The 26,486-nt window shown below is 76.9% G+C and carries 24 protein-coding genes and 1 pseudogene; 2 read left to right on the top strand and 23 right to left on the bottom strand.

What is annotated here, in order from left to right:
* Positions 1–139 (bottom strand): 30S ribosomal protein S2 (locus VER05_RS08175; protein WP_324844874.1); only part of this gene is annotated, 139 nt, incomplete at its 3' end.
* 505 nt (positions 140–644) lie between these two features.
* Here VER05_RS08175 and VER05_RS08170 point away from each other — a divergent pair.
* Positions 645–1,121: pseudogene (locus tag VER05_RS08170) on the top strand (M23 family metallopeptidase); the annotation flags it as partial.
* 129 nt (positions 1,122–1,250) lie between these two features.
* Here the strand turns inward: VER05_RS08170 and whiG are convergent.
* From whiG to rpsP, 13 genes are all read right to left on the bottom strand, one after another.
* On the bottom strand, positions 1,251–2,279 hold the full coding sequence (gene whiG / locus VER05_RS08165) for an RNA polymerase sigma factor WhiG (RefSeq protein ID WP_324844873.1): 1,029 nt from the start codon (positions 2,277–2,279) through the stop codon (positions 1,251–1,253).
* 20 nt (positions 2,280–2,299) lie between these two features.
* Positions 2,300–3,187: a tyrosine recombinase XerC gene (locus tag VER05_RS08160; RefSeq protein WP_324844872.1), complete on the bottom strand. Its 888-nt coding sequence runs from the start codon at positions 3,185–3,187 to the stop codon at positions 2,300–2,302.
* 558 nt (positions 3,188–3,745) lie between these two features.
* Positions 3,746–5,791, bottom strand: coding sequence for a DNA-processing protein DprA (gene dprA, locus VER05_RS08155; protein ID WP_324844871.1), 2,046 nt, complete (start codon positions 5,789–5,791; stop codon positions 3,746–3,748).
* Complete coding sequence (locus VER05_RS08150; protein WP_324844870.1) at positions 5,788–7,317, bottom strand: YifB family Mg chelatase-like AAA ATPase; 1,530 nt, start codon at positions 7,315–7,317, stop codon at positions 5,788–5,790. The genes dprA and VER05_RS08150 overlap by 4 nt, the downstream gene beginning before the upstream one ends.
* The gene (locus VER05_RS08145) at positions 7,317–7,679 is read right to left on the bottom strand and encodes a YraN family protein (protein WP_324844869.1); all 363 of its coding nucleotides are present in this window, start codon (positions 7,677–7,679) and stop codon (positions 7,317–7,319) included. The genes VER05_RS08150 and VER05_RS08145 overlap by 1 nt, the downstream gene beginning before the upstream one ends.
* Positions 7,680–7,901: 222 nt before the next feature.
* On the bottom strand, positions 7,902–8,225 hold the full coding sequence (locus tag VER05_RS08140; RefSeq protein WP_147793871.1) for a DUF2469 domain-containing protein: 324 nt from the start codon (positions 8,223–8,225) through the stop codon (positions 7,902–7,904).
* A gap of 62 nt (positions 8,226–8,287) precedes the next feature.
* Positions 8,288–9,070, bottom strand: coding sequence for a ribonuclease HII (locus VER05_RS08135; RefSeq protein WP_324844868.1), 783 nt, complete (start codon positions 9,068–9,070; stop codon positions 8,288–8,290).
* Positions 9,067–9,795 (bottom strand): signal peptidase I, encoded by a 729-nt coding sequence (gene lepB / locus VER05_RS08130; RefSeq protein WP_324844867.1) that lies wholly within the window; start codon positions 9,793–9,795, stop codon positions 9,067–9,069. Before lepB ends, VER05_RS08135 begins: the two co-directional genes overlap by 4 nt.
* A gap of 132 nt (positions 9,796–9,927) precedes the next feature.
* Positions 9,928–10,296 (bottom strand): 50S ribosomal protein L19, encoded by a 369-nt coding sequence (rplS, locus tag VER05_RS08125; RefSeq protein ID WP_147793873.1) that lies wholly within the window; start codon positions 10,294–10,296, stop codon positions 9,928–9,930.
* A 193-nt stretch (positions 10,297–10,489) separates the two neighbouring features.
* Positions 10,490–11,302 carry a tRNA (guanosine(37)-N1)-methyltransferase TrmD gene (gene trmD, locus VER05_RS08120; protein WP_324844866.1) on the bottom strand — a complete coding sequence of 271 codons (813 nt, stop codon included), beginning with the start codon at positions 11,300–11,302 and terminating at the stop codon, positions 10,490–10,492.
* A 1-nt stretch (position 11,303) separates the two neighbouring features.
* Entirely contained in the window at positions 11,304–11,897 is a 594-nt protein-coding gene (rimM, locus tag VER05_RS08115; protein WP_324844865.1) for a ribosome maturation factor RimM, read from the bottom strand.
* 136 nt (positions 11,898–12,033) lie between these two features.
* The gene (locus VER05_RS08110) at positions 12,034–12,273 is read right to left on the bottom strand and encodes an RNA-binding protein (RefSeq protein ID WP_147793876.1); all 240 of its coding nucleotides are present in this window, start codon (positions 12,271–12,273) and stop codon (positions 12,034–12,036) included.
* Positions 12,273–12,704, bottom strand: a complete 432-nt coding sequence (rpsP, locus tag VER05_RS08105; protein ID WP_324844864.1) for a 30S ribosomal protein S16 — start codon at positions 12,702–12,704, stop codon at positions 12,273–12,275. Before rpsP ends, VER05_RS08110 begins: the two co-directional genes overlap by 1 nt.
* 262 nt (positions 12,705–12,966) lie before the next feature.
* Between rpsP and VER05_RS08100 the strand changes: the two genes are divergently transcribed.
* On the top strand, positions 12,967–13,800 hold the full coding sequence (locus tag VER05_RS08100) for an alpha/beta fold hydrolase (RefSeq protein ID WP_324844863.1): 834 nt from the start codon (positions 12,967–12,969) through the stop codon (positions 13,798–13,800).
* 21 nt (positions 13,801–13,821) lie between these two features.
* Here VER05_RS08100 and VER05_RS08095 read toward each other — a convergent pair whose 3' ends face one another.
* The 9 genes from VER05_RS08095 to ndk all read right to left on the bottom strand — a co-directional run bounded on the left by VER05_RS08095 (position 13,822) and on the right by ndk (position 26,407).
* Positions 13,822–14,910, bottom strand: a complete 1,089-nt coding sequence (locus VER05_RS08095) for an amidohydrolase family protein (RefSeq protein WP_324844862.1) — start codon at positions 14,908–14,910, stop codon at positions 13,822–13,824.
* Positions 14,911–14,935: 25 nt separating this feature from the next.
* Positions 14,936–16,540, bottom strand: a complete 1,605-nt coding sequence (gene ffh, locus VER05_RS08090) for a signal recognition particle protein (RefSeq protein WP_324844861.1) — start codon at positions 16,538–16,540, stop codon at positions 14,936–14,938.
* Between the two features lie 27 nt (positions 16,541–16,567).
* Positions 16,568–18,364, bottom strand: coding sequence for a [protein-PII] uridylyltransferase (locus VER05_RS08085; RefSeq protein WP_324844860.1), 1,797 nt, complete (start codon positions 18,362–18,364; stop codon positions 16,568–16,570).
* Positions 18,365–18,383: 19 nt separating this feature from the next.
* Positions 18,384–18,725 (bottom strand): P-II family nitrogen regulator, encoded by a 342-nt coding sequence (locus VER05_RS08080; RefSeq protein WP_147793882.1) that lies wholly within the window; start codon positions 18,723–18,725, stop codon positions 18,384–18,386.
* A complete protein-coding gene (locus VER05_RS08075; RefSeq protein WP_324844859.1) occupies positions 18,722–20,029 on the bottom strand; it encodes an ammonium transporter in 1,308 nt (435 codons plus the stop codon). Before VER05_RS08075 ends, VER05_RS08080 begins: the two co-directional genes overlap by 4 nt.
* A 201-nt stretch (positions 20,030–20,230) precedes the next feature.
* Positions 20,231–21,436: a signal recognition particle-docking protein FtsY gene (ftsY, locus tag VER05_RS08070; RefSeq protein ID WP_324844858.1), complete on the bottom strand. Its 1,206-nt coding sequence runs from the start codon at positions 21,434–21,436 to the stop codon at positions 20,231–20,233.
* 85 nt (positions 21,437–21,521) lie between these two features.
* The gene (locus VER05_RS08065) at positions 21,522–22,160 is read right to left on the bottom strand and encodes a hypothetical protein (RefSeq protein WP_324844857.1); all 639 of its coding nucleotides are present in this window, start codon (positions 22,158–22,160) and stop codon (positions 21,522–21,524) included.
* An 82-nt stretch (positions 22,161–22,242) separates the two neighbouring features.
* Positions 22,243–25,824: a chromosome segregation protein SMC gene (gene smc / locus VER05_RS08060; RefSeq protein ID WP_324844856.1), complete on the bottom strand. Its 3,582-nt coding sequence runs from the start codon at positions 25,822–25,824 to the stop codon at positions 22,243–22,245.
* 151 nt (positions 25,825–25,975) lie between these two features.
* A complete protein-coding gene (ndk, locus tag VER05_RS08055) occupies positions 25,976–26,407 on the bottom strand; it encodes a nucleoside-diphosphate kinase (RefSeq protein WP_324844855.1) in 432 nt (143 codons plus the stop codon).
* Positions 26,408–26,486: the final 79 nt, after the last annotated feature.

Here is a 26,486-nt window from a genome sequence, read left to right as displayed (position 1 = left end):
GCGACTGCTGCAGGTCGACGATGTAGATGCCGTTGCGCTCGGTGAAGATGAAGCGCTTCATCTTGGGGTTCCAGCGGCGGGTCTGGTGCCCGAAGTGGACACCGCTCTCGAGCAGCTGGCGCATGGTCACGACGGCCATGGTGGTCCTTCCGCGCGCCCGCGTCGGGGGCGCGCACAGTGATCGCGGGTCCGCCTCGGCGCACCCGCTCGTCCGGTTGTCGGCGCCTCCCGAGCGGGAAGCACCCCTGGCGCCACGCCCTTGCCGACACCGGGTCCCCTGGGGGTCCCGGACCGCTGCCGGCGCCGGCCCTCCGCACGCACCTGTCCCGCCGGGGCGGTGGGGGTGTGAGCGTCGGTGATGACGCGCGATGTCGACCGGCACGTACCGGTCGCAGCGACGAGTCTACCGGACGGGCACCAGGCCCCGGACCGCCGCCGGGCGCGGGCCGCCGTGACGTGCGCGACCCCGGGGCGCGGGGGACGGGCGGGGACGGGCGGGGGGCGGGCGGGGGCGGGCGGGGGCGGGCGGCGAGCGGGCGGCGAGCGGGCGCCGAGCCCTCCACAGGCCGCTGCTCGCGACCCGTCCCCAGGCCGGCGGCGCCGGTGGCAGCGCGCGGGGCGCGGAGCCGGGCACCGTCGGGGTCGTGCCCACCGTCCCGCTCCCCCGCCGCGCCCTGGCCGTCGCCCTGGCGCTGGTGCTCGCCTCGGCGCCGCTGCCGCTGGCGTGGACGGCGCTGCGCCCGGGCGCGCGCGGCGCGGTCGCGACGGTGGCGGCCGACGCGTGGCGGGCGCCTGTCGAGCCGGTCGTGGTGGTCGAGCCGTTCGACGGGCCCGCGGTGCCGTGGGCGGCCGGGCACCGGGGCGTGGACCTGGACGCGCCCGTGGGCACGCCGGTGCGCGCGCCCCGGGGCGGCGTCGTCACCTTCGCCGGTGTCGTCGTCGACCGTCCGGTGCTGACCGTGCGGCACGACGACGGGCTGCGCAGCTCGGTGGAGCCGGTGGCCGCCTCGGTCGCGGTGGGCGACCGCGTGACGGCGGGGTCGGTCGTCGGCACCGTCACCGCCGACCGCAGCCACTGCGACCCGGCCTGCGTGCACTGGGGCGTCCGCGACGGCGACGTCTACCTCGACCCGATGCTGCTGCTCCGGGGCGGGCCGGTGGTGCTGCTGGCGCGCGGCGGCCGCGACCCGGACGCGTACGACGCCGGCGGGACGACCGGGCACCCGCCCGCAGGCGCGGACCGCGGTGGGTCAGCCGCGGTCGGCCTCCGTCAGCCGCGCGCGCAGGCGCAGCATGGCGGCGGTGTGCATCTGCGAGATCCGGGACTCGGTCACCCCGAGCACGCGGCCGATCTCGGCGAGCGTCATGCCCTCGTAGTAGTAGAGGACCAGCACGAGCTTCTCCCGCTCGCCGAGCTGGTCGATCGCCCGGGCCAGCAGGAACTTCGTCTCCTGGGCCTCGAACGAGTTCTCGGGGTCGGGCGTGCGGTCGTCGCCGAGGGTGTCCAGCAGCGACAGCCGGTCGCCCCGGTCCTCCCCCGCGCCGAGCAGCTCGTCGAGCGCCGCCACGTTCACCGTCGACAGCTGGGTGAACAGCGCGCGCAGCTCGCGGATGTCCATCTGCAGCCGGGCGGCGACCTCGGACTCGGTCGGCACCCGGTGCAGCGCGCTCTCGAGCTCCGCGTACGCGCGGTCCACCGCGCGGGCCTTCGTCCGCACCGAGCGCGGGATCCAGTCCATCGCGCGCAGCTCGTCGATGATCGCGCCGCGGATCCGGGCGCTCGCGTACGTCTCGAACTTGACCGACCGGCCCGGCTCGTACTTCTCGATGGCGTCGATCAGCCCGAACATCCCGTACGACACCAGGTCGGCCTGCTCGACCATCGCGGGCAGCCGCATGCCGACCCGGCCGGCGACCGCGGTGACCAGCGGGGCGTAGTGCAGGATCAGCCGCTCGCGCACCAGGCGGTCGCCACCGGCCTTGAACAGCTGCCAGTCCTGCGCGACCGGGTCGACCGTCGTGCCGGCGAGCGCCTCGAGCTCGTCCAGCTCCGGGTCGTCGACCGCGGTGAGCGTCACGACGGCCTCGAGCTCGGCGTCGTCGAGGTCGACCGCCGCCACCTCGGTCACGACGGCGAGGCCGCCGGCCGCGTCGAGGCCGAGGTCCTCGGGCTCGATCGACTGCTGCCGCGGGATCACCCCGAGGGGCGCGGGGGGTGCGCCCGGCGCACGGCGCGACGAGGCAGCCAGCGGGACCGTGTCCTCAGCCGGAACTGACATGGGCCTCTCCATCTCGGACGTCATGCGCGGGGGTGGGCCTGCTCGAAGGACGCGCGGAGGCGGTCCGCGGTCACGTGGGTGTAGCGCTGGGTGGTGGAGAGGCTGGCGTGACCCAGCACCTCCTGCACGCTGCGGAGGTCGGAACCGCCCTCCAGCAGGTGCGTCGCGGCGGAGTGCCGGAGCGCGTGGGGGGCCACGTCGCTCACGCCCGCCGCCGCGGACACGTCGTGCACGGCCGCGCGCAGCTGGCGCTGGTCCGCGCGGCCGCCGCGGCGGCCGAGCAGCAGCGCCGGACCGGACGTCTCCGTCGCGAGCGCCGGCCGGCCGCGGGTCAGCCACGCCTCGACCGCCTCGACCGCCAGCTCGCCGACCGGGACGACGCGCTGCTTGTCGCCCTTGCCGGTGAGGCGGATCGTGCGCGTCGCCAGGTCCAGGTCGTCGACGTCGGCACCGCACAGCTCGCCGACGCGCGCGCCGGTCGCGTACAGCAGCTCGAGCGCCGCCCAGTCCCGGAGGTGGACCGGGTCGCCGTCGTCCGCGCGCACCCGGGCCGTGTCCAGCAGCGCGGCCGCCGAGCCCTGGTCCAGGACCGTCGGCAGGTGCGAGGCCGGACGGGCGCTCGCGAGGCGGAGCGCCGGGTCCTGCGCGACGCGGCCCGTCCGGGCAGCCCAGGCGAAGAACGTGCGGGCCGCCGCGCCGCGCCGGGCGAGCGTCGCCCGGCTGCGCTCGGCCGTCGCCATCCCGGCGAGCCAGCCGCGCAGGACGGTGAGGTCGACCCCGGTCAGGTCGGCCACGCCGTGCCGGCGCGCGTACCCCGCGAGGTCCTCGAGGTCGCCCAGGTAGGCCCGCACGGTGTTCTCCGAGAGGCCCCGCTGGGCGCGCAGGTGGAGCGCGAACGCGTCGGTCACGGGGGCGACCCCCCGAGCCTTCTCCACCGCAGCCCCCGTATGCACGGCACCAAGTTCACCTGTCACACCTCCGGGCTACAAGCGGTCTGTGGCGCGTTTCACCCACCCCTGTACGAATCACGGTCAAATGTCCGATTCCACGGCGCAATTTCCTACCGTTCGGCAGCGGTTCCAGGGCGTCAGCGTCCACCTGTCGGACATCCGGTGGTCCCGCGCGGCGTCGGCCGAGCGGGTGAATGCGTTTTCCGCGGCGTGATTTCGCGAGAGCGCAGGTCAGGGGGTGCTGACGAGGGGCCGCACGGGTGAAACGAAGCGGCGGGCCGGGGAGGACATCCCCAGACGCGCGCATTACCGACCGGACATGCGGTTTTGACGTTCCCGCGAGGGCGGTCGAATGCCCCGACACGCCGAGGCGACGACACGCAGGTCGACGCGGGCCGGGCGGCGACCAGGCGCCGGCCCCCCGGTCGGCGGAGGCCGAGCGGCGGCGTGGCGCCGGTCTGCCGGTCCGGCGATCGACCCCTTGCGCGAGCCGGCGTGCCCGCGAGCCGGCCGCCCTCAGCGGCGCGCCCTGCTCACGGGCGGCGGTCCGCCCACCCGACGCCACCGTCCCTCGTCGCGGCACACCTCCCCCGCGAGCTCCAGCAGCCCGAGCGCCCCGACTGCCTCCCGCTCGGCGAGGCCCGACCGGCGTGCCACCTCGGCCGCGGTGCGGGGGCGTCGGCGGTCGAGCGCGTCGAGCACGCGCGCCGCCGGGCTGTCCGCGCGGTCAGCCACGCCGGGCACCGGCCGTGCAGCGGCATCCGCCGCACCGCGCAGCGCGGACGCCCCCGGCGCGACCGCTCGCGGGGCTCGCCCCGGCACGGCCGACCGCACCGCGTCCGTGCCCCGGTCCCCCGAGTCCGGCAGCGCGACCCGTGCCCATGCCGGTGCCGATGCCGATGCCGATGCCGATGCCGATGCCGAGCCCAGCCCGCCCGGCCGTGTCCCTGGGCCCGCCCGCGCCGCCGGGTCCGCCCCGCCCACCCGCGCCGCCGGGTCCGTCCCGTCGGACCGCCCGGGCGTGCCCGCCGGGTCGAGCAGCTCGACCACCTCCGCCGCGTCGGTCACGCACACCGCCGCGCCGTCGCGCAGGAGCCGGTGGCAGCCGACCGACGACATGGACGTCACGGGCCCGGGCACGGCACCGACCGGGCGCAGGAGCTCGCCCGCGCGGGAGGCGGTGCTCAGCGCGCCGCTGCGCCAGGCGGCCTCGACCACCACGGTGGCGCCGGTCAACGCGGCGATGACTCGGTTGCGCTGGAGGAACCGGGCTCGGCTCGGCGGGGTGCCTGGCGGGCTCTCGGCGACGAGCGCGCCGCCGGCGTCGACGATCCGCTCGAGCACGGCGAGGTTGCCCGCCGGCGACGGGCGGTCGATGCCGCCGGCGAGCAGCGCGACGGTCCGGCCGCCCACCGCGAGGGCACCGCGGTGCGCCGCCACATCAACGCCGAACGCCCCGCCCGAGACGACGGTGACGCCCCGCTCCGCCAGGCCCGCGCCGAGGTCGCCGGCGACGCGCTCGCCGTACGCCGTGGCGGCCCGCGCGCCGACGACGGCGACGGACCGGTTCGCCGCCCCCGCGAGGTCCGGGTCTCCGCGGAGCCACAGGCACAGCGGCGCGGAGGCCCCGAGGTCGTCGAGCCCGCTGGGCCAGGCCGGCGTACCCGGCACGAGGAGGACGCCACCGCACGCGGCGAGGGCGTCGAGCGCCGGCCGCGGGTCCAGGTCGGCCAGCCGCGGCGCCCACCGGGGCAGCGCCCGCGCGAGCACGCGGAGCGTCCCCGCGGGCCACGGGTCACCGCCTGCGCCCTCGCGTGCGTCGCCGCCCGCGCCGCCGGGCATCCCGCGGGACGCGTCGCGGTCCGCACCGCCCGGCACCCCGCACGAGGCACCACCACCCGCACCACCCGGCACCCCGCGCGACGCACCACCACCCGCACCACCCGGCACCCCGCATGCCCCACCGTCGCGCTCATCCGCGCGACCCGACGCCCCGAGGTGCCGGTCGAGCAGCGTGCCCTGCTCGAACGCCCCGATGCCGGTTCCGGCGCGCCGTCCTCCGCGGTGCGCAGACCCGGGCGCGGCCCCGTCGCCGAGATCGGCGGTTCCGGTCGAGATCGGTGCTCGCACCCACCGATCTCGACCCGAGGCACCGATCTGGGCGCCGCCCGCCGGCGGGTCGGCCGCCGCACCGCCGCACGGTCCCGTCCCCGGCCCGGTCGCGTCCGCCGGCCCGCGGTGCTCGCCCGCGCGGGCCAGGTCGCGCAGCCGTCGGAGCGCGTCCGGCGGAGCGACGGTCACCGCCCAGAGCGCCCACGCGAGCGCGGTCGGCGCGCCCAGGGCGGACACGACGGCGCCGGCCGTGGCGTCCCCCGGCTCGGCGACGATGCTCCACGCGGCGCGCGCCCAGGCCTCGCCGCCGCGCTCGGCCGGGTCGGCGCCCGCGGCCCGGCCCGGGGCGGGAGCACCCGGCCCCGCGGCGCCGGACCCCGCACCGCTCGACAGGTCCCCGACGCCGACCGCCCGCCCGGCGGCGGCCCCGGCCACCCGGCCCGCCGTCACGACGCCTGCCCCCGCGTCCGCAGCGCGACCGCCCGCCCGACGTCGTCCCGGGACGGCGCCGCGCGGCCCGCGAGGTCGGCGACGGTCCACGCGAGCCGCAGCACGCGGTCGGCCCCGCGCAGGGTGAGCGTCCCGCGGTCGACCCCCTCGTCGACGAGCCCGAGCAGACCCCGGTCCGGCCCGAGCCGGTCGCGGAGCACCCGCCCGGGCACCTCTCCGTTGACCCGCCACGGGCTCCCCGCCCAGCGGTCGGCCTGGGCGGCCCGCGCGGCGGCGACCCGCGCCGCGACGGTCGCGGTGCTCTCGGCCGGGTCCCCGAGCTCGGCGCGGCGGACCGCCGGCACCTCGACCTGGACGTCGACCCGGTCGAGCAGCGGCCCGGAGATCTTGCCGAAGTACCGCCGCCGCTCCAGGGACCCGCAGGTGCACGCGAGCCCGGTGCCGACGGCGCGCCCGCAGGGGCACGGGTTGGCGGCGAGGACGAGCTGGAACCGCGCGGGGTACCGGGCGGCGCCGGCGGCGCGGTGCACGACGACCTCGCCGTGCTCGAGCGGCTGCCGCAGGGTCTGCAGGACGGCGGTCGGGAACTCGGGCGCCTCGTCCAGGAACAGCACGCCGCGGTGCGCCCGGGACGCCGCGCCGGGCCGGGGCTGCCCGGAGCCGCCGCCGACGATGCTCGCGGGCGTGGCGGTGTGGTGCGGGTCCTCGTAGGGCGGCCGCCGGAGCAGCCCGCCGTCGGGGTCGAACGTGCCGGCGACCGAGTGCACGGCGGTGACCTCGACGGCCTCGGCCTCGTCGAGGTCGGGCAGCAGTCCCGGCAGCCGGGACGCCAGCATCGTCTTGCCGGCCCCGGGCGGCCCGACGAGCAGGAGGTGGTGCCCGCCGGCGGCGGCGACCTCGACCGCTGCCCGGGCCTCGCCCTGCCCGAGGACGTCCGCGAGGTCGCCGGGCGGGGTCCGCTGGGCGCCGGCGGCCCGCACGGGCGGGGCCGCCGGGACGTCGGGCACGGCGACGGACCCGCCGTGCCGGTGGACGACCTGCGCGAGGCTGCGGCAGCCGACGACGCGGGCGCCCGGCACGAGGGCGGCCTCCGGGGCGTCGGCCTCCGGGACGACGACGTCCCGGTGCCCCGCGGCCACGGCGGCGGCCACGGCGGGCAGGACGCCCCGGACGGGGCGCAGCCGCCCGTCGAGGCCGAGCTCGCCGAGATGGACCACCGCGGCGGCCCGCGCGGCGTCGAGCAGCTCCGCCGCGGCGAGCACCGCGATCGCCACGGCGAGGTCGAACCCCGGCCCGGACTTGGGCAGGGCCGCGGGCGACAGGTTGACGGTGATCCGCCGGTTGGGCCAGGTCAGGCCGGTGGACCCGACGGCCGCCCGCACGCGGTCGCGCGCCTCGGCGAGCGAGGCGTCGGGCAGACCGACGAGCGCGAACGCCGGCAGCGCGGACGCGAGGTGCGCCTCCACCTCGACGAGGTGCCCCTGCAGCCCCACGAGCCCCACCGCCCGCGTGCGCCCGAGCGCCATCAGCCGATCCCGGCGACGTGCTCGGCGTGCGGCGGCCGGCCGGTGCGCAGCTCGACCGCGACCAGGTCGAGCCGGATCACCGTCGCGTGCACCTCGTGCGCGGCGAGCCAGGCCGCGAGCAGGCACCGGAGCCGCCGCACCTTCCGCGGCGTGACCGCCTCGTGCGGGGTGCCGTAGGTCGCGGTGCGGCGGGTCTTGACCTCCACGCCGACGACCGCGTCCTCGTCCGGGTCGTAGACGACGAGGTCGAGCTCGCCACCCGGGCCGTACCAGTTCCGGTCGAGGACGGTGCAGCCCTCGTTCTCCAGCAGCCCGGCCGCCAGGTCCTCGCCCAGCCGGCCGGTCTCGTTCCGCGTGCGCATCGGCACCACCTCCGGCACCGAGGCTGCCGCCCGCCCGGGTGTCCCCGAGCCGGCCCGCGCCCCGCCCTGGGGACGACGCGCACCCGCCCGACCTGTGGAGGGCTCGGCGCTCGCTCCCCGAGCGGCGCGCGCCGCCCGACCAGTGCGCGCCCCGGTCCGCCGTCAGCGGACCGCCGTCAGCGGCCCGACGCGGCGCACCCGCGCAGCGGCGACCGCGCGCGCCTACCGCCCGAAGCCGCCGCCCGAGCCGAGGTCCAGGTCGGCCTTGACCAGCTCCTCGACGTTGACGTCCTTGAACGTCACGACGCGCACGGACTTCACGAACCGCGCGGACCGGTAGACGTCCCACACCCAGGCGTCGGCGAGGGTCAGCTCGAAGTAGACCTCGCCCGCGGCGGACCGGACCTGCAGGTCCACGTGGTTCGCCAGGTAGAACCGGCGCTCGGTCTCGACGACGTACGAGAAGAGCCCGACGGCGTCGCGGTACTCGCGGTAGAGCGCGAGCTCCATCTCGGTCTCGTAGTTCTCCAGGTCCTCGGCGCTCACCGACCCATCATCCCCCATCCCGGCACATCGGCCCGCACGAGGGCACGTGCGCCGGGTCGCCGTCAGCCCGCGACGTCGAGCGTCAGCGGCTCGCCGGGCAGGAGCGCGTCGCCCAACGCCGGCCCGCCCGCGCCGCCGCCGGCGGCGTCCGCCTCGACCCCCGGCAGGCGCCAGGACGTGCGGTGGTGCCGGGTCGGCCCGAGCCGGCGCAGCGCGGCCAGGTGCTCGGGCGCGGAGTAGCCCTTGTTCTCGGCCCACCCGTACGCGGGGTGGTCGTCGTGCAGCCGGGTCATGATCGCGTCGCGCTCGGTCTTGGCGAGGATGCTCGCGGCGGCGACGGCGGCGCACCGCAGGTCGGCCTTGACGATGGTCCGCACGGGCGGGACGACGTCGAGCACGGTCGGCGGCCCGAGCAGGGTGTCCTGCGCCGGGGTGGTGACGTAGTCGTGGTTGCCGTCGAGCAGCAGCGCGCCGGGGGCGGTGTCGAGGCCGGCGATGGCCCGGTGCGCGGCGAGCCGGAGCGCGGCGATGATGCCGTAGGCGTCGATCTCGGCGGGCTCGGCGTGCCCGACGGACCAGCACGCCGCCCACCGCCGGATGAGGGGCGCGAGCCGCTCGCGCTCGGCGGCGCTCAGCAGCTTGCTGTCCCGGACGCCCTGCGGCACGGCGCGGCTCTCGGCCGTCACGACGACGACGCCCACGGTGACCGGGCCGCTGAGGCTGCCCCGCCCGACCTCGTCGGCGCACGCGAGCGCCGGGACGCCGTCCCGGATGATCTGGCGCTCCACCCGGAGCGTCGGCGCGGCCCGGTTCCAGGCGGTCCGCGCGCGGCCCGCCGCGGTCACGACGGGTCCGGGACGTCGGCGAACACGTCGCCGGGGTTGCGCAGCAGCCCGATCCGGTCGACGGGCCAGAGCTTGACGAACGCGGTGCCCACGACGTCGTCGATCGGGACGGAGCCGCCGCCGGGGTCGCCGAGGTGCCAGCGCGAGTCGGCGGAGTGCTGCCGGTTGTCGCCCATGACCCAGATCGAGCCCGACGGCACCACGACGTCGAACGCGCGCTCGCTCGGACTGGCGCCGGGCGCGAGGTACTCCGACTCGTCGATCGGGACGCCGTTGACGGTGAGCGGCGAGCCGTCGCCGGTGGAGGCGACCCGGTCGCCCGGCAGGCCGATGACCCGCTTGATGAGGTGGTCCTCGGACTGCTGCGGCATGAGCCCGATGGCGATCAGGGCGTCCTGCACGACGTTGGTCTCCGGCACGGTCTGCTGGTCGAGCCAGCCGCCGGGGTCCGAGAACACCACGATGTCGCCGCGGTGGATGTCGAACGGCCCCGGGGCGAGCTTGCTGACCAGCACGCGGTCGCCCTCGAGCAGGGTGTCGTGCATCGACGCGCTCGGGATGAAGAAGGCCTGGGCGAGGAAGGTCTTGACCAGCCAGGACAGCACGATGGCGCTGACGAGGATGATCGCGGTCTCCCGCAGGAAGGAGCTGACGGGACCGCGCCGTCGCCCCGGGGACCCGGCGGCCGCCTCGTGGCCGGCGGGTGCTGCGTGCTGGTCCGTCACCGGATCACTCTCCCACGTCGTCCGAACCGCCGCCCACACCCACGCGCCGGTGGACACCGAACCTCCCCGGGACGGCCGACGGGCGGCCACCCCCGTGAGGGGTGACCGCCCGTCGGGCGTGCTGCGGGGGTCTCAGGCCTGCTTGGCCGGGACCGCGTCGCGCTTCTCCTTGATCTTGGCCTTCTTGCCGCGGAGGTTGCGCAGGTAGTAGAGCTTCGCGCGGCGGACGTCACCACGGGTGAAGACCTCGATGGACTCCAGGGTCGGGGAGTGCACCGGGAAGGTGCGCTCGACGCCGACGCCGAAGGACACCTTGCGGACCGTGAAGGTCTCGCGGATGCCGTCGCCCTGGCGGGCGATCACGACGCCCTGGAAGACCTGGACGCGGGAGCGGTTGCCCTCGACGACCTTGACGTTCACCTTCAGCGTGTCGCCGGGGCGGAAGTCGGGGACGTCGGTGCGGAGCGAAGCCGCGTCGATCGAGTCGAGGATGTGGGACATCGTGTGTCGCTTTCCCGCCGTGCCACAGGTCACGCGCGTCATAGTCGGCGCCGAGAGCGCCGGATGGCATGAGGTGCGGTGCGCGGCCGATCGCTCGGCGGGCCGTGGTCGCCTCCCCTGTGGCAGAGGCGGGGCCGTCGGGCACCGACCGACAAGTGTGCCACAGCCGGGGCCCCGCGGTCGAAACCGGGCGCTACTCCCCCGCGTCCGGCGCGGGCGGCGCGTCCGGCACGGCCGGCGCCGGCCCGTCGGGCCCCACGACCCAGCCCAGCTCCGCCAGCGCCGCGCGGTCGGCCTTGTCGAGGTCGCCGGGCGCCAGCCGCGCGAGCAGGTCCGGCCGGCGCTCGGCGGTGCGGGCCAGCGCCCGGTCCCGCCGCCAGCGCTCGACGCGGCCGTGGTGCCCCGACAGCAGCACCTCGGGGACGTCGAGGTCCCGCCAGGCCGGCGGCTTCGTGTACACGGGGTACTCAAGCAGGCCGGCGGCCCCGTGCGACTCCTCCACGAGCGAGTGCGGGTTGCCGACGACGCCGGGCAGCAGCCGGACGACGGCCTCCACGAGCACCATCGCCGCGACCTCGCCGCCGTTGAGCACGTAGTCGCCGATCGAGTACTCGCTGACCCGCACGCCCGGCCGGGTGGCGTAGTGGGCGGCCACGCGCGCGTCGATGCCCTCGTAGCGCCCGCAGGCGATCACGAGGTGCGTGTCGGCGGCCCAGGCCTCGGCGTGCCGCTGGGTGAGCGGGGCGCCCGACGGGGTCGGCAGCAGCAGGTGGCTGCCCTCGCCCACCAGGTCGTCCAGGGCCGCGCCCCAGACGTCGGGCTTCATCACCATGCCGGCGCCGCCGCCGAACGGGGTGTCGTCGACGGTGCGGTGCCGGTCGGCGGTCCAGTCGCGCAGGTCGTGCACCCGCAGGTCGACGAGGCCGCTGGTGCGGGCCTTGCCCACGAGCGACAGCCCGAGCGGGCTCAGGTACTCCGGGAAGATCGAGACGATGTCGATGCGCACGTCAGTCGTCGTCCCCCGCGGCGTCCGGGCCGGCGGCGTCGCCGCGCGTCTCGTCGCTCACGACCAGGTTCGCCGCGTCCGAGGCGAGCAGCCCGCCCGGCGGGTCGAGCACGACCCGGCCCCCGGCGACGTCGACGACCGGGACGATCGCCCGCACGAACGGGACCAGCGTCCGGGCGCCGTCGGGCTCGCGCAGCACCAGCGCGTCCTGCGCCGGCAGGTGCTCCAGCCCGACGACCTCGCCGAGCACCCGGCCGTCGACGTGCTCGGCTCGCAGCCCGGCGAGCTCGTGCGGGTACCAGGCGTCCTCGTCGTCGTCGTCCGCGCTGCTCGCGTCGTCCGCGACCTCCACGACCAGGCCGACGCCCCGCAGCGCCTCCGCCGCGGTCCGGTCCGGCGCCTCGGCGAACGTGACGTACCAGCGCCCCTGCTGCTCGCGGGTCCGCGCGACGGTCAGCGGGCCGCGGTCGGCGGGCTCGGTGGCCAGCACGGCGCCGGCCGCGAGGCGCGCGGCGGGGTCGTCGGTGCGCACGTCGAGGGCGACCTCGCCGCGCAGGCCGTGGGCGCGACCGATCCGGGCGACCGTCAGCAGCATGGGGTTCCTCTCGGGGGGTCCGGCTCCGGGCCGGACCAGCGTACGGGTGCGAGCACGACGCAGGCCCGGTCCCTGCTCGGGACCGGGCCTGTGCCGGTGTCTCACCGGGCGGCGCGAGGCCGTCCGGGTGCGCGGCTCACCGCCGGGCGACGTCCACGACGTCCACGCGGACCGGACCCTCGGACGACAGCGCGCCGACGACGGTGCGCAGCGCGCGGGCGGTCCGGCCGCCGCGGCCGATGACCCGCCCGAGGTCGTCCGGGTGCACCCGGACCTCGAGCAGGTCGCCGCGGCGGAGCGTGCGGGCGTCGACCCGCACGTCGTCCGGGTGGTCGACGATGCCCCGGACCAGGTGCTCCAGCGCGTCGGCGAGCATCAGGCCTGCTCGTCCTCGGCCGGCGCCTCGTCGGCGGCCGGGGCCTCGGCGGCGGCGGCCTTCTTCTCGGACGCCTTGGCCTTGGCCTTCTCGGCGTCCGCGGCGACGGCGTCGACCGCGGCCTTCACGTCGGCCGCGGCGGCCTTGGTGCGCAGGGTGCCCTCGGCGCCCGGGAGGCCCTTGAACTTCTGCCAGTCGCCGGTGACCTTGAGGAGGGCGAGGACCTGCTCGGTCGGCTGGGCGCCGACGGACAGCCAGTACTGCGCGCGCTCGGAGGAGATGTCGATGAGCGACGGCTCCTCGGTCGGGTGGTACTTGCCGATCTCCTCGATGACGCGACCGTCACGCTTGGTGCGGGAGTCCGCGACGACGACGCGGTAGTACGGCGCCCGGATCTTGCCGAGACGCTTGAGGCGGATCTTGGTGGCCACGGTGTGGTCTTCTCCTGGATGTCTGCGGGGCGGCCGTCGCGGTGCGCACGTGGGGCATGCGGTCCGGTCCGGCCTGGAGGACACGGCATCGCGCGGGTAGAGGGGCCGCGCGCGCCGAGTACAGCAGGCCATTGTGCCAGACCGGCGACGGTGCGGGCGACCCCGTGCGCGCGTGCGGCGGGTCACCCGCGGGAAGCAGCCCCGGCCGGGTCACCCGCGCCGGGTGCGTCGCCGTCGCCCGCGCGCTGCCACGATCGGCGGCATGGCCGCCGTGGACTGGGAGACGCGCGAGGTGGACGTGGCCGGGAGCCCGGTCACGGTGCGGGTGGGCCCCGAGGTCCCCGGGTCCACGCCCCTGGTGCACGTGCACGGGTTCGCGGTGTCGGGCCGGTACCTGCTGCCGACGGCCGCGGCGCTGGCCGACCGCGGCACGACCTACGTCCCCGACCTGCCCGGCCACGGCGCGAGCCCCGGCCCCCGGCCGCCGCTGTCGATCCCGCACCTCGCGGAGGCGCTGCTGGGCACCCTGGACGCGCTCGGCCTGGACCGGGTGCTGCTGGTCGGCAACTCGATGGGCGGGCCGGTCAGCCTGGAGACGGCGCACCGCGCGCCGGACCGGGTCGCGGGGATCGTGCTCGCCTCCCCCGCCGGCGGCGCCCACAACCAGCCGCTCCCCCGCGCGGTCGTCCAGCTGCTCCGGGACGCCGTGCACGAGGATCCGCGGATGGGCCGGTACTCGCTGCCCGACTACGCGCACTACGGGCCGGTCGCGGGGTTGGCGGCCTTCCGGCAGATGGTGCAGTTCCCGTCGCTGGAGCGGCTGCTGCGCACCCCGGTCCCGACGCTGGCCGTGGTCGGGTCGCGGGACCCGCTGATGCCGCCGCCGCACCGGGTCCGGGAGCTCGCGCACCTCGGCCCCGGGCACCTCACCGTGGTGGTCGTCCTCGGCGCCGCGCACGCGATGAACTACAGCCACCCGGAGGAGCTCGCGCACGCGGTCCGGTGCTGGCTCGACGGGCAGCCGATCACCGACGACCCGGCCGCCCACGCGCGCACCCGGGTGCTGCAGGTGGCGCAGGGCGACGCGCCGGTCTGACGCCGCCCGCGACCGCCCCGCCTACGCCACCCGCGCCCCGCGCAGCACCACGGCCCGCGGCGCGGCGAGCACCCCGACGTCCGCCCGCGGGTCCGCGTCGTACACCACCAGGTCCGCGCTCTCCCCCTCGGCCAGCCCCGGCACCCCGAGCCATGCCCGCGTCCGCCAGGACGCCGCGGCGACGACCTCGCGCGCCGACAGCCCCGCCGCCACCAGCTCGGCGGCCTCGTCGGCGATCCGCCCGTGCCCGATCGTGCCGCCCGCGTCGGTCCCGACCAGGATCGGCACCCCGGCGTCGTGCAGGTCACGCACGTGGGCGTACCGGCGCGCGTGCATCCGCCGCATCCGGGCCGCGTACACCGGGTACCGCTCCGCCCGCGAGGCGATCTCGCCGAACTGCGCCACCTGCAGCAGCGTCGCCGTCACCGGGATCCCGGCCGCGGCGATCCGCGCGACGTGCCGGTCCTCCGCGCCCGTGGCGTGCTCCAGGCAGTCGACGCCCGCGTCCAGCAGCCCGTCCAGCGCCTCGGCGGAGAAGGTGTGCGCGGTGACCCGGGCGCCGGCCTCGTGGGCCACCCGCACCGCGTCGGCCAGCACGTCGTCCGGCCACAGCGGCCGCAGGTCGCCGTCGGCCCCGAGGTCGCGGTCGATCCAGTCGGCGACGAGCTTGACCCAGCCGTCGCCCCGCGCGGCCTCCTCGGCCACGGCCCCCGGCAGCGCTCCCGGCGCGTCGAGCTCGCGCCCGTAGTGCCGCAGGTACCGCTTGGGGAGCGCGAGGTGCCGGCCGGCGCGGATCAGCCGCGGCAGGTCCTCGCGCGCGTGCACCCAGCCGGTGTCGGCCGGGGAGCCCGCGTCGCGCACCAGCAGCACACCCGCGTCGCGGTCGGCGACGGCCTGCGCCTCCGCCGTGGCGCGGTCGACCGCCCCCTCGGCGGCGAGGCCGATGTGGCAGTGCACGTCGACCAGGCCCGGGACCACCCACCCGTCGACCGAGGTCCAGTCCCCGCCCGGCCGGTCGAACGTGAGCCGCCCGCCGATGACCCACGCCTCCCCGACGACCCGGTCGTCGTCCAGGACGACCGGGCCGGTCAGGTGCAGCACGTCCCCCACGGCGCCCCCTCGCGCACGGCTCGGCTCAGCGGCCGAGGAACTTCTGCAGGTCCTCGATGCTCGACGGGTCGAACGGGTCCTGCTGCTGCGGCGCGCCGCCGCCGACGCCGAACGCCGAACCCTTCGCGGCGGGCGCGGCGGCCGGGGCGATCCCCGCGGCGCGGTCGGCGGCGGCCTTCTCCTGCTGCGCGCGCTTGGCCGGGTTGCCGGACTTGCCCTTCGCCTTCTTGGCCGGGGCGACGCGGCCGCGGCCCTTCTTGCCCGTGCCCGGCAGGTTGCCCATGCCGGGGATCGGCATGCCGCCGCCCTTGGCCATCTGCTGCATCATCTTCTGCGCCCCGGCGAACCGCTCGAGCAGGCCGTTGACGTCGGAGACCTCGACGCCGGAGCCGCGCGCGATGCGGGCCCGGCGGGAGCCGTTGATGATCTTCGGGTTGTCCCGCTCGGCCGGGGTCATCGAGCGGATGATCGCCTCGACCCGGTCGACCTCGCGCTCGTCGAAGTTCTCGATGGCCTCGCGCATCTGCCCCATGCCGGGGAGCATGCCGAGCATCTTCTTCATCGAGCCCATGTTCTTCAGCTGCTGCATCTGCTGCAGGAAGTCCGCGAGCGTGAAGCCCTGGCCGGAGGCGAGCTTGCCCGCCATCTCCTCGGCCTGCTCGGCGTCGAACGCCTTCTCCGCCTGCTCGATGAGGGTGAGCACGTCACCCATGTCGAGGATGCGGGACGCCATCCGGTCGGGGTGGAACACCTCGAAGTCGGTGAGCTTCTCACCGGTCGAGGCGAACAGGATCGGCCGGCCGGTGACCGACGCGACGGACAGCGCGGCGCCACCGCGGGCGTCGCCGTCGAGCTTCGACAGCACGACGCCGGTGAAGCCGACGCCCTCCTGGAAGGCCGTCGCGGTCGCGACGGCGTCCTGGCCGATCATCGCGTCGATGACGAACAGGATCTCGTCCGGGTCCACGGCGTCGCGGATGTCCGCGGCCTGCTGCATGAGCTCGGCGTCGACGCCGAGGCGGCCGGCGGTGTCGACGATCAGCACGTCGTGCTGGCGGGCCTGCGCGGTCGCCAGGCCCTCGCGGGCGACGGTGACCGGGTCGGCACCGGCGACGACGTCGAGCTCCGAGCCCTGGTTGCCCGGGTGCGGGGCGAACACCGGCACGCCGGCGCGCTCGCCGACCACCTGGAGCTGGGTGACCGCGTTGGGGCGCTGCAGGTCGGCGGCCACGAGCAGCGGGGTGTGGCCCTGCGACTTGAGGTGCAGCGCGAGCTTGCCGGCGAGCGTGGTCTTGCCCGCGCCCTGGAGGCCCGCGAGCAGGATGACGCTCGGCGGGTTCTTGGCCAGGTGCAGCGGCCGGTTCTGGCCGCCGAGGATCGACACCAGCTCGTCGTTGACGATCTTGACGACCTGCTGCGCCGGGTTCAGCGCGCCCGAGACCTCGGCGGAGAGCGCGCGCTCCCGCACGGCACCGGTGAACTGGCGCACCACGGGGACGGCGACGTCCGCGTCCAGCAGGGCGCGGCGGATCTCGCGCACGGTGGCGTCGATGTCCGCCTCGGACAGCCGCCCCTTGGAGCGCAGGTTCTTGAAGGTCGACGTCAGTCGGTCGGACAGGGTGGCGAACACCGCGCGATCCTCACGCTCTCTCGGCGGTCAGGGACGTCCCAGGGTACCCGCCAGCCGGGCCGACGCCCGCGCCACGAGGTCGTCGACCAGCTGGGCGCGCCACGCGGTCCACGCGGTCGGCCCGGCCGACGACGCGTCGGCCTCCGTCAGCGCCCGGAGGAGCGCCAGCAGGTCGGGCCGGTGGTCGACCGCCGCGAGCAGCGCGTCCACGGTCGCCGGGTCGTCCGGGTCGGCCCCGGTCGCGAGCTCGGACAGCGTCAGGTGCTCCCGCACCAGGCGCGCCACGTCGGCCGCGTCGTCCGGCCCGAAGCCCATCCGGGCGACGATCGGGCCCGCGAGGCGCGCGCCCTCGACCGAGTGGTCCCCCGCGCCCGCCCGCTTCCCGATGTCGTGCAGCAGCGCGGCGACGAGCAGCACCTCCGGGCGGTCGACGGTCCGGCGCAGCCCGGCGGCGCGGGCGGCGGCCTCGACCAGGTGCCGGTCGACGGTGTGCCGGTGGATGGGCGAGCGCTGCGGGCGGTTCCGCACCCCGGCCCACTCGGGGATCCACGTCGTGACCACGCCGGCGAGGTCGAGCGCCTCCCAGACCGGCACCTGCGCCGCGCCGGTGGCGAGCAGCTGCACCAGCAGCGTGCGGGCGGCGCGCGGCCACGGCTCGGGCAGCGGCGGCGTCCGCTCCAGGCTGGTGACGGTGATGGGCGACAGCGTGAGCCCGGTGCGCGCGGCGGTCGCGGCGGCGCGCAGGGACAGCAGCGGGTCGGCGGCCGGCTGGGCGTCGGCGGCGAGCACCAGCTCGCCGTCGTGCTCCACCAGACCCTCGCCGACGGTGCGCAGCCGCGGCGCCGTGCGCCGGCCGCGGACCAGCACCGGCCTGCGGGCCGGGCGGGCCAGGGCCTGCCGCGCGTTCCGGGCGGTGCTGTCCAGGGCGTAGGAGACGATCCGGCCCGCCTCGGCGAGCCCGGCCAGCAGGTCGTCGCGGTCCCCCACGCCCAGCAGCTCGGCGACCTCGTCCTGGTCGGCCAGCAGCAGCCGGTTGGTGTGCCGCCGGCTGACGGTCTGCACCGCGTCCCGGACGTCGAGCAGGTGCGCGTGCGCGCGGTCGACGGCCCCGTGCGGGCGGTCGGTGAGCCAGGTGGCGGCGAGCGCGGACAGCACGACCGCGTCCCGGATGCCGCCGCGCGCCTCCTTGAGGTCCGGCTCGATCAGGTACGCGAGCTCGCCGTGCCGCTCCGCGCGCTGCCGGGTGGACGCCAGCAGCTCGGGCAGCCGGCGGCGCGCGGCGGACCGCCAGTCGGCCAGCAGCGCGGACCGGGCCCGGTGGACGATGCCGGGGTCGCCCGCGACGGGGCGCAGGTCGAGCAGGCCGACCGCGGCGGGCAGGTCCTTCGACGCCACCTGCCGGCACTGCGCGAGCGACCGCACCGAGTGGTCCAGGTCGAGCCCCGCGTCCCAGACCGGGTACCAGAGCCGGTCCGCGAGCCCGGCCAGCTCCTCGGCGGAGTGCCCCCGCCCGTCGTGCACCAGCAGCAGGTCGAGGTCGCTCGTCGGGCTGGCGTCGCCGCGGCCCACGCTGCCGACCGCGCCCAGGCCGATGCCGGGCGTCTCGCGCCCCTCGGTGGCGACCTCCCACAGCTCCGCCAGGCGCCGGAGCACGAGGTCGGACACCGCCTGCCGGCGCTCGGCGCCCTCGCTGCCCGGGCCGGACAGCCGCGCCGCGAGGTCGAGCCGCTCGACCCGGAGGTCCCGCACCCCGACGTGCTCGGGGTGCGGGACCTCGGGGGTCTCGCGGCCGGCCGTGCCCCCTGACGACCGTTCGTCGATCATGCGCGGGCGGACCGCCCGGTCACAGGGCCTCGGGCCCGTGCTCGCCGGTGCGCACCCGGGCGACGTCCTCGACCGGGACGACCCAGACCTTGCCGTCGCCGATCTTGCCGGTCTGCGCGGCCTTGACGATCACCTCGACGACACCCGGGGTGTCCTCGTCCGTGACCAGCACGTCGATCTTCACCTTCGGCACCAGGTCGACCGTGTACTCGGCCCCCCGGTAGACCTCGGTGTGACCGCGCTGGCGGCCGTAGCCGCTCGCCTCGCTCACCGTCAGGCCGCGGATGCCCGCCGCCTCGAGCGCGGACTTCACGTCGTCGAGCCGATGCGGCTGGATGACCGCCGTCACGAGCTTCGTCATGCCTTCACCTCCGTCACCACGCGGGCGCCGCCCAGCGTCTCGTAACCCGTCTCACCGTGCACGGCGAGGTCGATCCCGCCGACCTCGGCCTCCTCGCTGACCCGCCATCCCATCGTGGCCTTGAGGATGAAGCCGATGACCGCGGTCACCGAGCCGGAGAAGATCAGCGCCAGCAGGGCGATGACCACCTGGACCACCAGCAGCTTGACGCCGTCGCCGAAGAACAGGCCACCCTCGGCGGCCAGGAAGCCGATGCCGATGGTGCCGACGAGGCCACCCACCAGGTGGACGCCGACCACGTCGAGCGAGTCGTCGAAGCCGAACCGGTACTTCAGGCCGACCGCGAGGGCGCACAGCGCGCCGGCGACCACGCCCAGGATGATGGCCGTGACCGGGCGCAGGGCGCCCGCGGCCGGGGTGATCGCCACCAGGCCCGCGACGACGCCGGACGCGGCGCCGAGCGAGGTGGCGTGGCCGTCGCGGATCTTCTCCGTGATGAGCCAGCCGATCATGGCCGCGGCGGTGGCGGCGGTGGTGTTGACCCACGCGAGGCCCGCGGTGCCGTCGGCGGTGAATGCCGAGCCCGCGTTGAAGCCGAACCAGCCGAACCACAGCAGGGCGGCGCCCAGCATGACGAACGGCAGGTTGTGCGGGCGCATCGGCTCCTTGCCGAAGCCCCGGCGGCGGCCGACGATCAGCGCCAGCACCAGGCCGGCGATGCCGGCGTTGATGTGCACGACGGTGCCGCCGGCGAAGTCGATCGGGGCGACCGTGGCCGCGCCGTCCGTGGTGCCGAACAGCATCGCGGCGATGCCGTTCTCCGAGCCGGACAGCGCGCCGCCGCCCCAGACCATGTGAGCCAGCGGGAAGTAGCTGAACGTCGCGAAGAGCGCGGTGAACGCGACCCAGGTGCCGAACTTCACGCGGTCGGCGATCGCGCCGGAGACCAGCGCGACGGTGATGATCGCGAAGGTCACCTGGAAGGCCACGCCGACGATGACCGGCACGCCGAACCCGTCGATCAGGTACTCGCCGTTCTCGTCCCAGATCGCGCCCGCGAGCCCGAACTGGTCGAACGGGTTGCCGAAGATCCCGGCGACGTCGGAGCCGTAGCTCATCGACCAGCCCCAGAACACGTACACGACGGCGACGACCGCGATGCTGATGAACGACATCATCATCATGTTGAGCACGGACTTGCCGCGCACCATGCCGCCGTAGAAGAACGCCAGTCCCGGCGTCATGAGCAGCACCAGGGACGCTGACGTCAGCATCCAGGCTGTCGCTCCGGTGTCCAGATCCATGTGGAACGCCTCTCCCCTCGCCGGCCGGTCTGCCGGATCGGGGACCAGAGTCGTGCGCGGCCGTTTCGCGACGGCGCCACGGGTGTTACACCGGTGTGACGAGCGGTCCGCCCGCGTCAACATCGTGTTACGGGACGGCCCGCGTCTCAGCGGTCGGGACGCGGGCCGGTCGGCGGGGCGGGGTCGGGGCGCCCGCGGGGGTCAGCCCAGGATGCCGTCGACGAACTCCTCCGGGTCGAACGGCGCCAGGTCGTCCGGGCCCTCGCCGAGGCCCACGAGCTTCACCGGCACGCCCAGCTCGCGCTGCACGGCGACGACGATGCCGCCCTTGGCCGTGCCGTCGAGCTTGGTCAGCACGATGCCGGTCACGCCGGCGACCTCCGCGAACACGCGGGCCTGGTTCATGCCGTTCTGGCCGGTGGTGGCGTCGAGGACCAGCAGCACCTCGGACAGCGGGGCGGTCCGCGTGATGACCCGGGTGATCTTGCCGAGCTCGTCCATCAGGCCGGCCTTGTTCTGCAGCCGGCCCGCGGTGTCGACCAGCACGACGTCGACGCCCTCGGCCGCGCCCTCGCGGACGGCCTCGAACGCCACCGACGCCGGGTCGGCGCCGTCGCGGTCGGAGCGGACGGTGCGCACCCCGACCCGCGAGCCCCAGGTCTCGAGCTGGTCGGCCGCCGCGGCGCGGAACGTGTCCGCGGCGCCGAGCAGCACGCTGCGGCCGTCGGCCACGAGCACCCGGGACAGCTTGCCGACGGTGGTGGTCTTGCCGGTGCCGTTCACGCCGACCACGAGCACGACCGCGGGGACGGTCACGCCGTCCTCGCCGGTCTGCGGGGACGTCGACAGCGAGCGGTCGAGCGACGGGTCGACCAGCGCGAGCAGCTGCTCGCGGAGCAGCGCGCGGACCTGCGCCGGGTCCTTGAGGCCCTGGACGCGGGCCTGCGTGCGGATCGCCTCGACGAGGTCCTGGGACGGGCCGGCGCCGACGTCCGCGAGGAGCAGGGTCTCCTCGAGCTCGTCCCAGTCGTCCTCGGTCAGGTGGTCGCGGGACAGCACCTGGAGCATGCGCGCGCCGAGCGGCGAGCCGGAACGGGCCAGCCGGTCGCGGAGCCGGGTGAGCCGGCCGGCGGTCGGGGCGGGGACCTCGAGCGCGGGCGCGGTCGCGGCGTCCTCGGGCGCGGGGGCGCCGGGGGCCGGGGCCTCGCCCGGGGCGGCCGGGGCCTCGGCGGCCGGGCGCTCGAGGGTCGAGGTGCCGGTGCCGCCCGCGGGGCCCTCGCCGGTGCGGTCGGTCCGGTCGCGGTCGCCCGCGCCGCGGCGCCGCTGGATGACGGCCGCGCCGCCGCCCAGGATCGCCAGGGCCGGCACGCCGACGAGGAGCAGGTTCAGGAGGTCGTTCGAGTCCACCGGGACAGTCTGTCAGGCGGGCGGGCCGGGCGCGGCGCGGGCGGCGGCGGGGTCGGGCGGCCGACGAGGTCGGGCGGCCGGCGGGTCAGGCGTCGCCGCGCTGCGGCGGGAGCGACGGCGGGAGCGGCGCCGGCCCGGCGACCGCGGCGGCCGCGGCGGGGCGGGACGGAGCGGGGGCACCGGCGACGGCGCGGACCGGGACGTGGCCGCCGCGGCGGGGCACCCGCGGCGCGCGGACCGGGGCGGCCGCGGGGTGCGGCGCGGCGGCGTGCTCGGCCGCGGCGCGCTCGGCCGCGGCGCGCTCGGCGGCGGCCGGCGCGACGGCCCCCGGCGCGGGCGCGGGCACCCGGTCCTGCACGACGACGCGCTCGGCCGGCTCCCCCGCGGCCCCCGCGCGCGGGTAGGGCAGGTGCTCGCGCAGCCGGACGGCGCGCTCCCCCGTGCGCTCCAGCATCTCCGCGAGCTCGTCGAGCTGCAGGTAGCCGTCGTCGGGCTGGGAGGCCTCGGCGAACAGCTGGTCGAACGGGACGTCGACCGGCTCGGCCTCGTCGACGACCGGGGCCTCCTCGTCCGCGGCGCCCCGCCGTCGCCGGCGCAGCCCGCTGCGCAGGTCCGCCCAGAAGGTGCGCACGTCCGTGCCGCCGTCGCCCGCCGCGTTCGCCAGGACGATCACGCCGATGGCCGCGACGAGCGCCAGCCCGATCACCAGGAGATAGCCGCCCATGGGGACGATTGTCCGCCGTCGACCCCCGACGCGGCGGGCGGCGCCCGCATCGTCCGGGAACCCCCACGCGATCTTCACACCGTCAGGCCGGGACCTCGTCGCGGAGCCGCTGGGAGATGACCGTCGTCACGCCGTCGCCGCGCATCGTCACGCCGTACAGGGCGTCCGCGATCTCCATCGTCCGCTTCTGGTGCGTGACGACGATGAGCTGCGAGTCCTCCTGCAGCTCGCGGAAGATCTCCAGCAGCCGTCCCAGGTTGGCGTCGTCGAGGGCCGCCTCGACCTCGTCCATGACGTAGAACGGGCTCGGCCGGGCCTTGAAGATCGACACCAGCAGCGCGACCGCGGTGAGCGACCGCTCGCCGCCGGACAGCAGCGACAGCCGCTTGACCTTCTTCCCGGCGGGCCGCGCCTCGACCTCGATGCCGGTGGTCAGCATGTCGGACGGGTCGGTGAGCACCAGCCGGCCCTCGCCGCCCGGGAACAGCCGCGGGAACACCCGGTCGAACTGCTCCGCGGTGTCGCGGTACGCGTCGGCGAACACCCGCTCGACCCGCTCGTCGATCTCCTTGACGATCTCCAGCAAGTCGGCGCGGGACTTCTTGAGGTCGGCGAGCTGCTCGACCAGGAACTTGTGCCGCTCCTCGAGCGCGGCGAACTCCTCCAGCGCGAGCGGGTTGACCTTGCCGAGCTGCGACAGCGCCCGCTCGGCCGACCGCAGGCGCTTCTCCTGCTCGGCGCGGACGTAGGGCACCTCGCGGGGACCGGCGTCCTCGTCGTCGCCGGCCGCGGCTGGCGGCGCGAGCACCGGCACGGACCGGTGCGGCCCGAACTCCTCGACCAGCACGGCGGGGTCGATGCCCAGGTCCTCGACGGCCCGGACCTGCAGCTGCTCGACGCGCAGCCGCTGCTCGGCGCGCAGCACCTCGTCCCGGTGCGCGGCGTCGGTGAGCCGGGCGACCTCGCGCTGGGTCTCGTCGACCCGGGACCGCACCGCCGACAGCGCGGTCTCCCGCTCGGCGCGCGCGGCCTCGGCGGCGTCCCGCTCGTCGGCGGCGCGCTGGAGGGCGTGCTCGATCGCGCCGAGCGCCTGCGTCGCCCCGAGGGCGACCGCGGTGGCGACGGCGGCCTGCCGGGCGCGGGCGCGCTCCCGCTCGGCGGCCCGCTCGCGCGCGGCCCGCTCGGTGCGCGCCGCCCGGTCCAGCGACTCGGCGCGGCCGGCGAGCGCGCGCGCCCGCTCCTCGGCGGTCCGCAGGCTCAGCCGCGCCTCGGTCTCCCTGGCGCGCGCGGCGGTCGCGGCGGCGTTGGCGGCGTCCCGCTCCCCCGTGCGCTCCTCGATGGCGGCGTCCGTGTCGGCGGGCTCCGCCTCCGCGGCGGCCAGCCGCTCGGTCAGCTCGGCCAGCTCCGCGGCGCCGTCGGCGAGGGTCTGCTCGGCGGTGGCCAGCGAGGCCTGCACGCGCTCCGCCTCGTTCCGCGCGGCGCGGGCGGTCGCGCCCAGGTGGCCGAGCTGCTCGGCGACGGCGGCCAGCGCGGCGTCGGACTCGTTGAGCTCGTCGAGGGTGCGCTGGTACTCGGCGCGGGCGGCCTCCTCGGCCTCGCGCGCGCCGACCAGCCCGAACCGCGCCTGCTCCGCGCGCGCCGCCGCGGCCTCGGCGCCCTGGCGGGCGTCGTCCAGGGCGGACTGCAGGTGCAGGGCGCTGGGCGCGGTCGCGGAGCCGCCGGAGGCGCGGTGCGCGGCGAGCACCTCGCCCGCGCGGGTGGCGACCACCAGGTCCGGGCGGTCGCGCAGCACGCCGCGGGCGGCGACCAGGTCGTCCACCACGACGACGCCCCGCAGCAGCCGGCGCACGGCGGGCACGACGGCGGGCGGCGCCTGGACCAGGTCGAGGGCCCAGTCGGCCCCGCCGGGCGCGGCGCCCTGGTCCTCGTCGGCCGCGTCCGCCGCGTCTCCCGCGGCCACGACCAGGCCCGCCCGCCCGGCGTCCTGGTCGCGCAGCCAGCGGATCGCGTCCACCGCGGCCTCGACCGACTCGACCGCCACGGCGTCCGCGGACGCGCCGAGCGCCGCGACGACCGCGTCCTCGTCGCCCGCCGCCACGCCGAGCAGCGCGGCGACCGAGCCGACCACGCCGGCCAGGTCGTCGGCGGCCAGCAGCGCGCCCGCGCCGTCCTTGCGGGTCAGGCTGAGCTCGAGCGTCTCGATGCGCGACTCCAGGGCGCTGCGCTCGCGCTCGGCCTCGGAGAGCTGCGCGGTGAGCTCGGCCACCCGCGCGGACGCCGTCTCGACGGCCTCGGCCGCCGCCTCGTGCGCGGCGTCCAGGTCCTCCTCGCCCTCCTCGACGCCCGCGACCCGGGTCTCCAGGGCGGTGAACTCGACGGTGGCCTCGTGCCCGCGGCGCTCGGCCGCGGTCAGCGTCTCCCGGAGCCGGCCGATCTCCGCCTCGGTGGCCTCCAGCCGGCTGCGCCGCGCGCCCACCTGCCCGGCGAGCCGCGCCAGCCCCTCCCGGCGGTCGGCCGCCCCGCGCAGCACCGTGGCGAGCGCCTTCTCCGCCGCGGCCGCGGCACCCTCCGCGTCCTGGCGGGCGGCCTGCGCGGCCTCCAGCGCCGCGCGGGCGGCGTCCACCTCGGCGGTGAGCTCGGCCTCGGCGGCGCGCACCCGCTCCGCCTGGCGCTCCAGGTCGTCCGGGTCCTGCCCGCGGGTCGGCTCGGGGCCGGCGCCGCCGAGCAGCCGGGCGCGGTCCGCGGCCAGCGAGGCCGTCCCGCGCAGCCGCTCCCGCAGCGAGGACAGCCGGTACCAGACGTCGGACGCCTCGCCGAGCGCGGGCGCCGCCTCGGCCGCCTCGCGCTCCAGCGCCGCGAGCCGGGTGCGGGCGGCGTCCAGCGCCGCCTCGGCCTCGGCCCGGCGGGCGCGCAGCGCGGTGTCGTCGGCGATCTCCTGCTCCAGCTGCGCGGTCAGCTGCGCCAGGTCGTCGGCGAGCAGCCGGGCGCGGGCGTCGCGCAGGTCGGCCTGCACCGTCTGCGCTCGGCGGGCGACCTCGGCCTGCCGCCCGAGCGGGCCGAGCTGGCGGCGCAGCTCCCCCGTCAGGTCGGTGAGCCGGGTCAGGTTCGCCTGCATCGCGTCGAGCTTGCGGAGCGCCTTCTCCTTGCGCTTGCGGTGCTTGAGGACGCCCGCGGCCTCCTCGATGAACCCGCGGCGCTCCTCCGGGGTCGCGCGCAGCACGGCGTCGAGCTGCCCCTGCCCCACGATGACGTGCATCTCCCGGCCCAGGCCGGAGTCGGACAGCAGGTCCTGGATGTCGAGCAGCCGGCACGCGCGGCCGTTGATCGCGTACTCCGAGCCGCCGTTGCGGAACAGTGTCCGCGAGATCGTGACCTCGGTGTACTCGATCGGCAGGGCGCCGTCGGTGTTGTCGATGGTCAGCGCCACCTCGGCCCGGCCCAGCGGCGGGCGGCCGGAGGTGCCGGCGAAGATGACGTCCTCCATCTTGCCGCCGCGCAGGGACTTGGCGCCCTGCTCGCCCATGACCCAGGCGAGCGCGTCGACGACGTTGGACTTGCCGGAGCCGTTCGGCCCGACGACGCAGGTCACCCCGGGCTCGAGGTTCAGCGTCGTCGCCGAGGCGAACGACTTGAACCCGCGCAGGGTGAGCGTCTTCAGGTGCACGGGCCGCAGCCTAGTGCGCGGGTCCCCCGCAGCCTCGGAACCGCCGGGCGGACCGCGAGGTCGTCACTCGCTCGCGAGGTCGTCACTCGTGTGTGACGACCTCGGCGCGATGTGACGACCTCGCGGATGGAGTGGGGGCCGAGCCCAGGGGTCAGGCCGCGAGGGCCGGGAACCACAGGCCGATCTCGCGGGCGGCCGACTCCTCCGAGTCCGAGCCGTGCACGAGGTTCTGGGTGACCTTGAGGCCCCAGTCGCGGCCGAGGTCGCCGCGGATGGTGCCGGGCGCGGCGGTGGTGGGCTCGGTGGCGCCGGCCAGGGAGCGGAAGCCCTCGATGACGCGGTGGCCCTCGGCCACGACGGCCAGGACCGGGCCGGACTTCATGAAGTCGACGAGCGGCTGGAAGAAGGGCTTGCCCTGGTGCTCGGCGTAGTGCTGCTCCAGGAGGGCGTCGTCGGCGGTGCGGAGCTCGACGGCCACGAGGGTGTAGCCCTTGGCCTCGATGCGGCGGAGGACCTCGCCGGAGAGTCCGCGGCTGACGCCGTCGGGCTTGACCAGGACGAGGGTGCGCTGGATGTCGCTCATGCCCCGCACCCTAACGAACGAGCACCGCCGAGAGAGGACCGTTCCGCCGAGATAGGACGGCCTGGGGTCCTACCTCGGC

It is taken from the genome of Cellulomonas sp., assembly GCF_035634735.1.
Lineage (GTDB): Bacteria > Actinomycetota > Actinomycetes > Actinomycetales > Cellulomonadaceae > Cellulomonas.
This window is presented reverse-complemented; position numbering and strand designations above follow the sequence as displayed.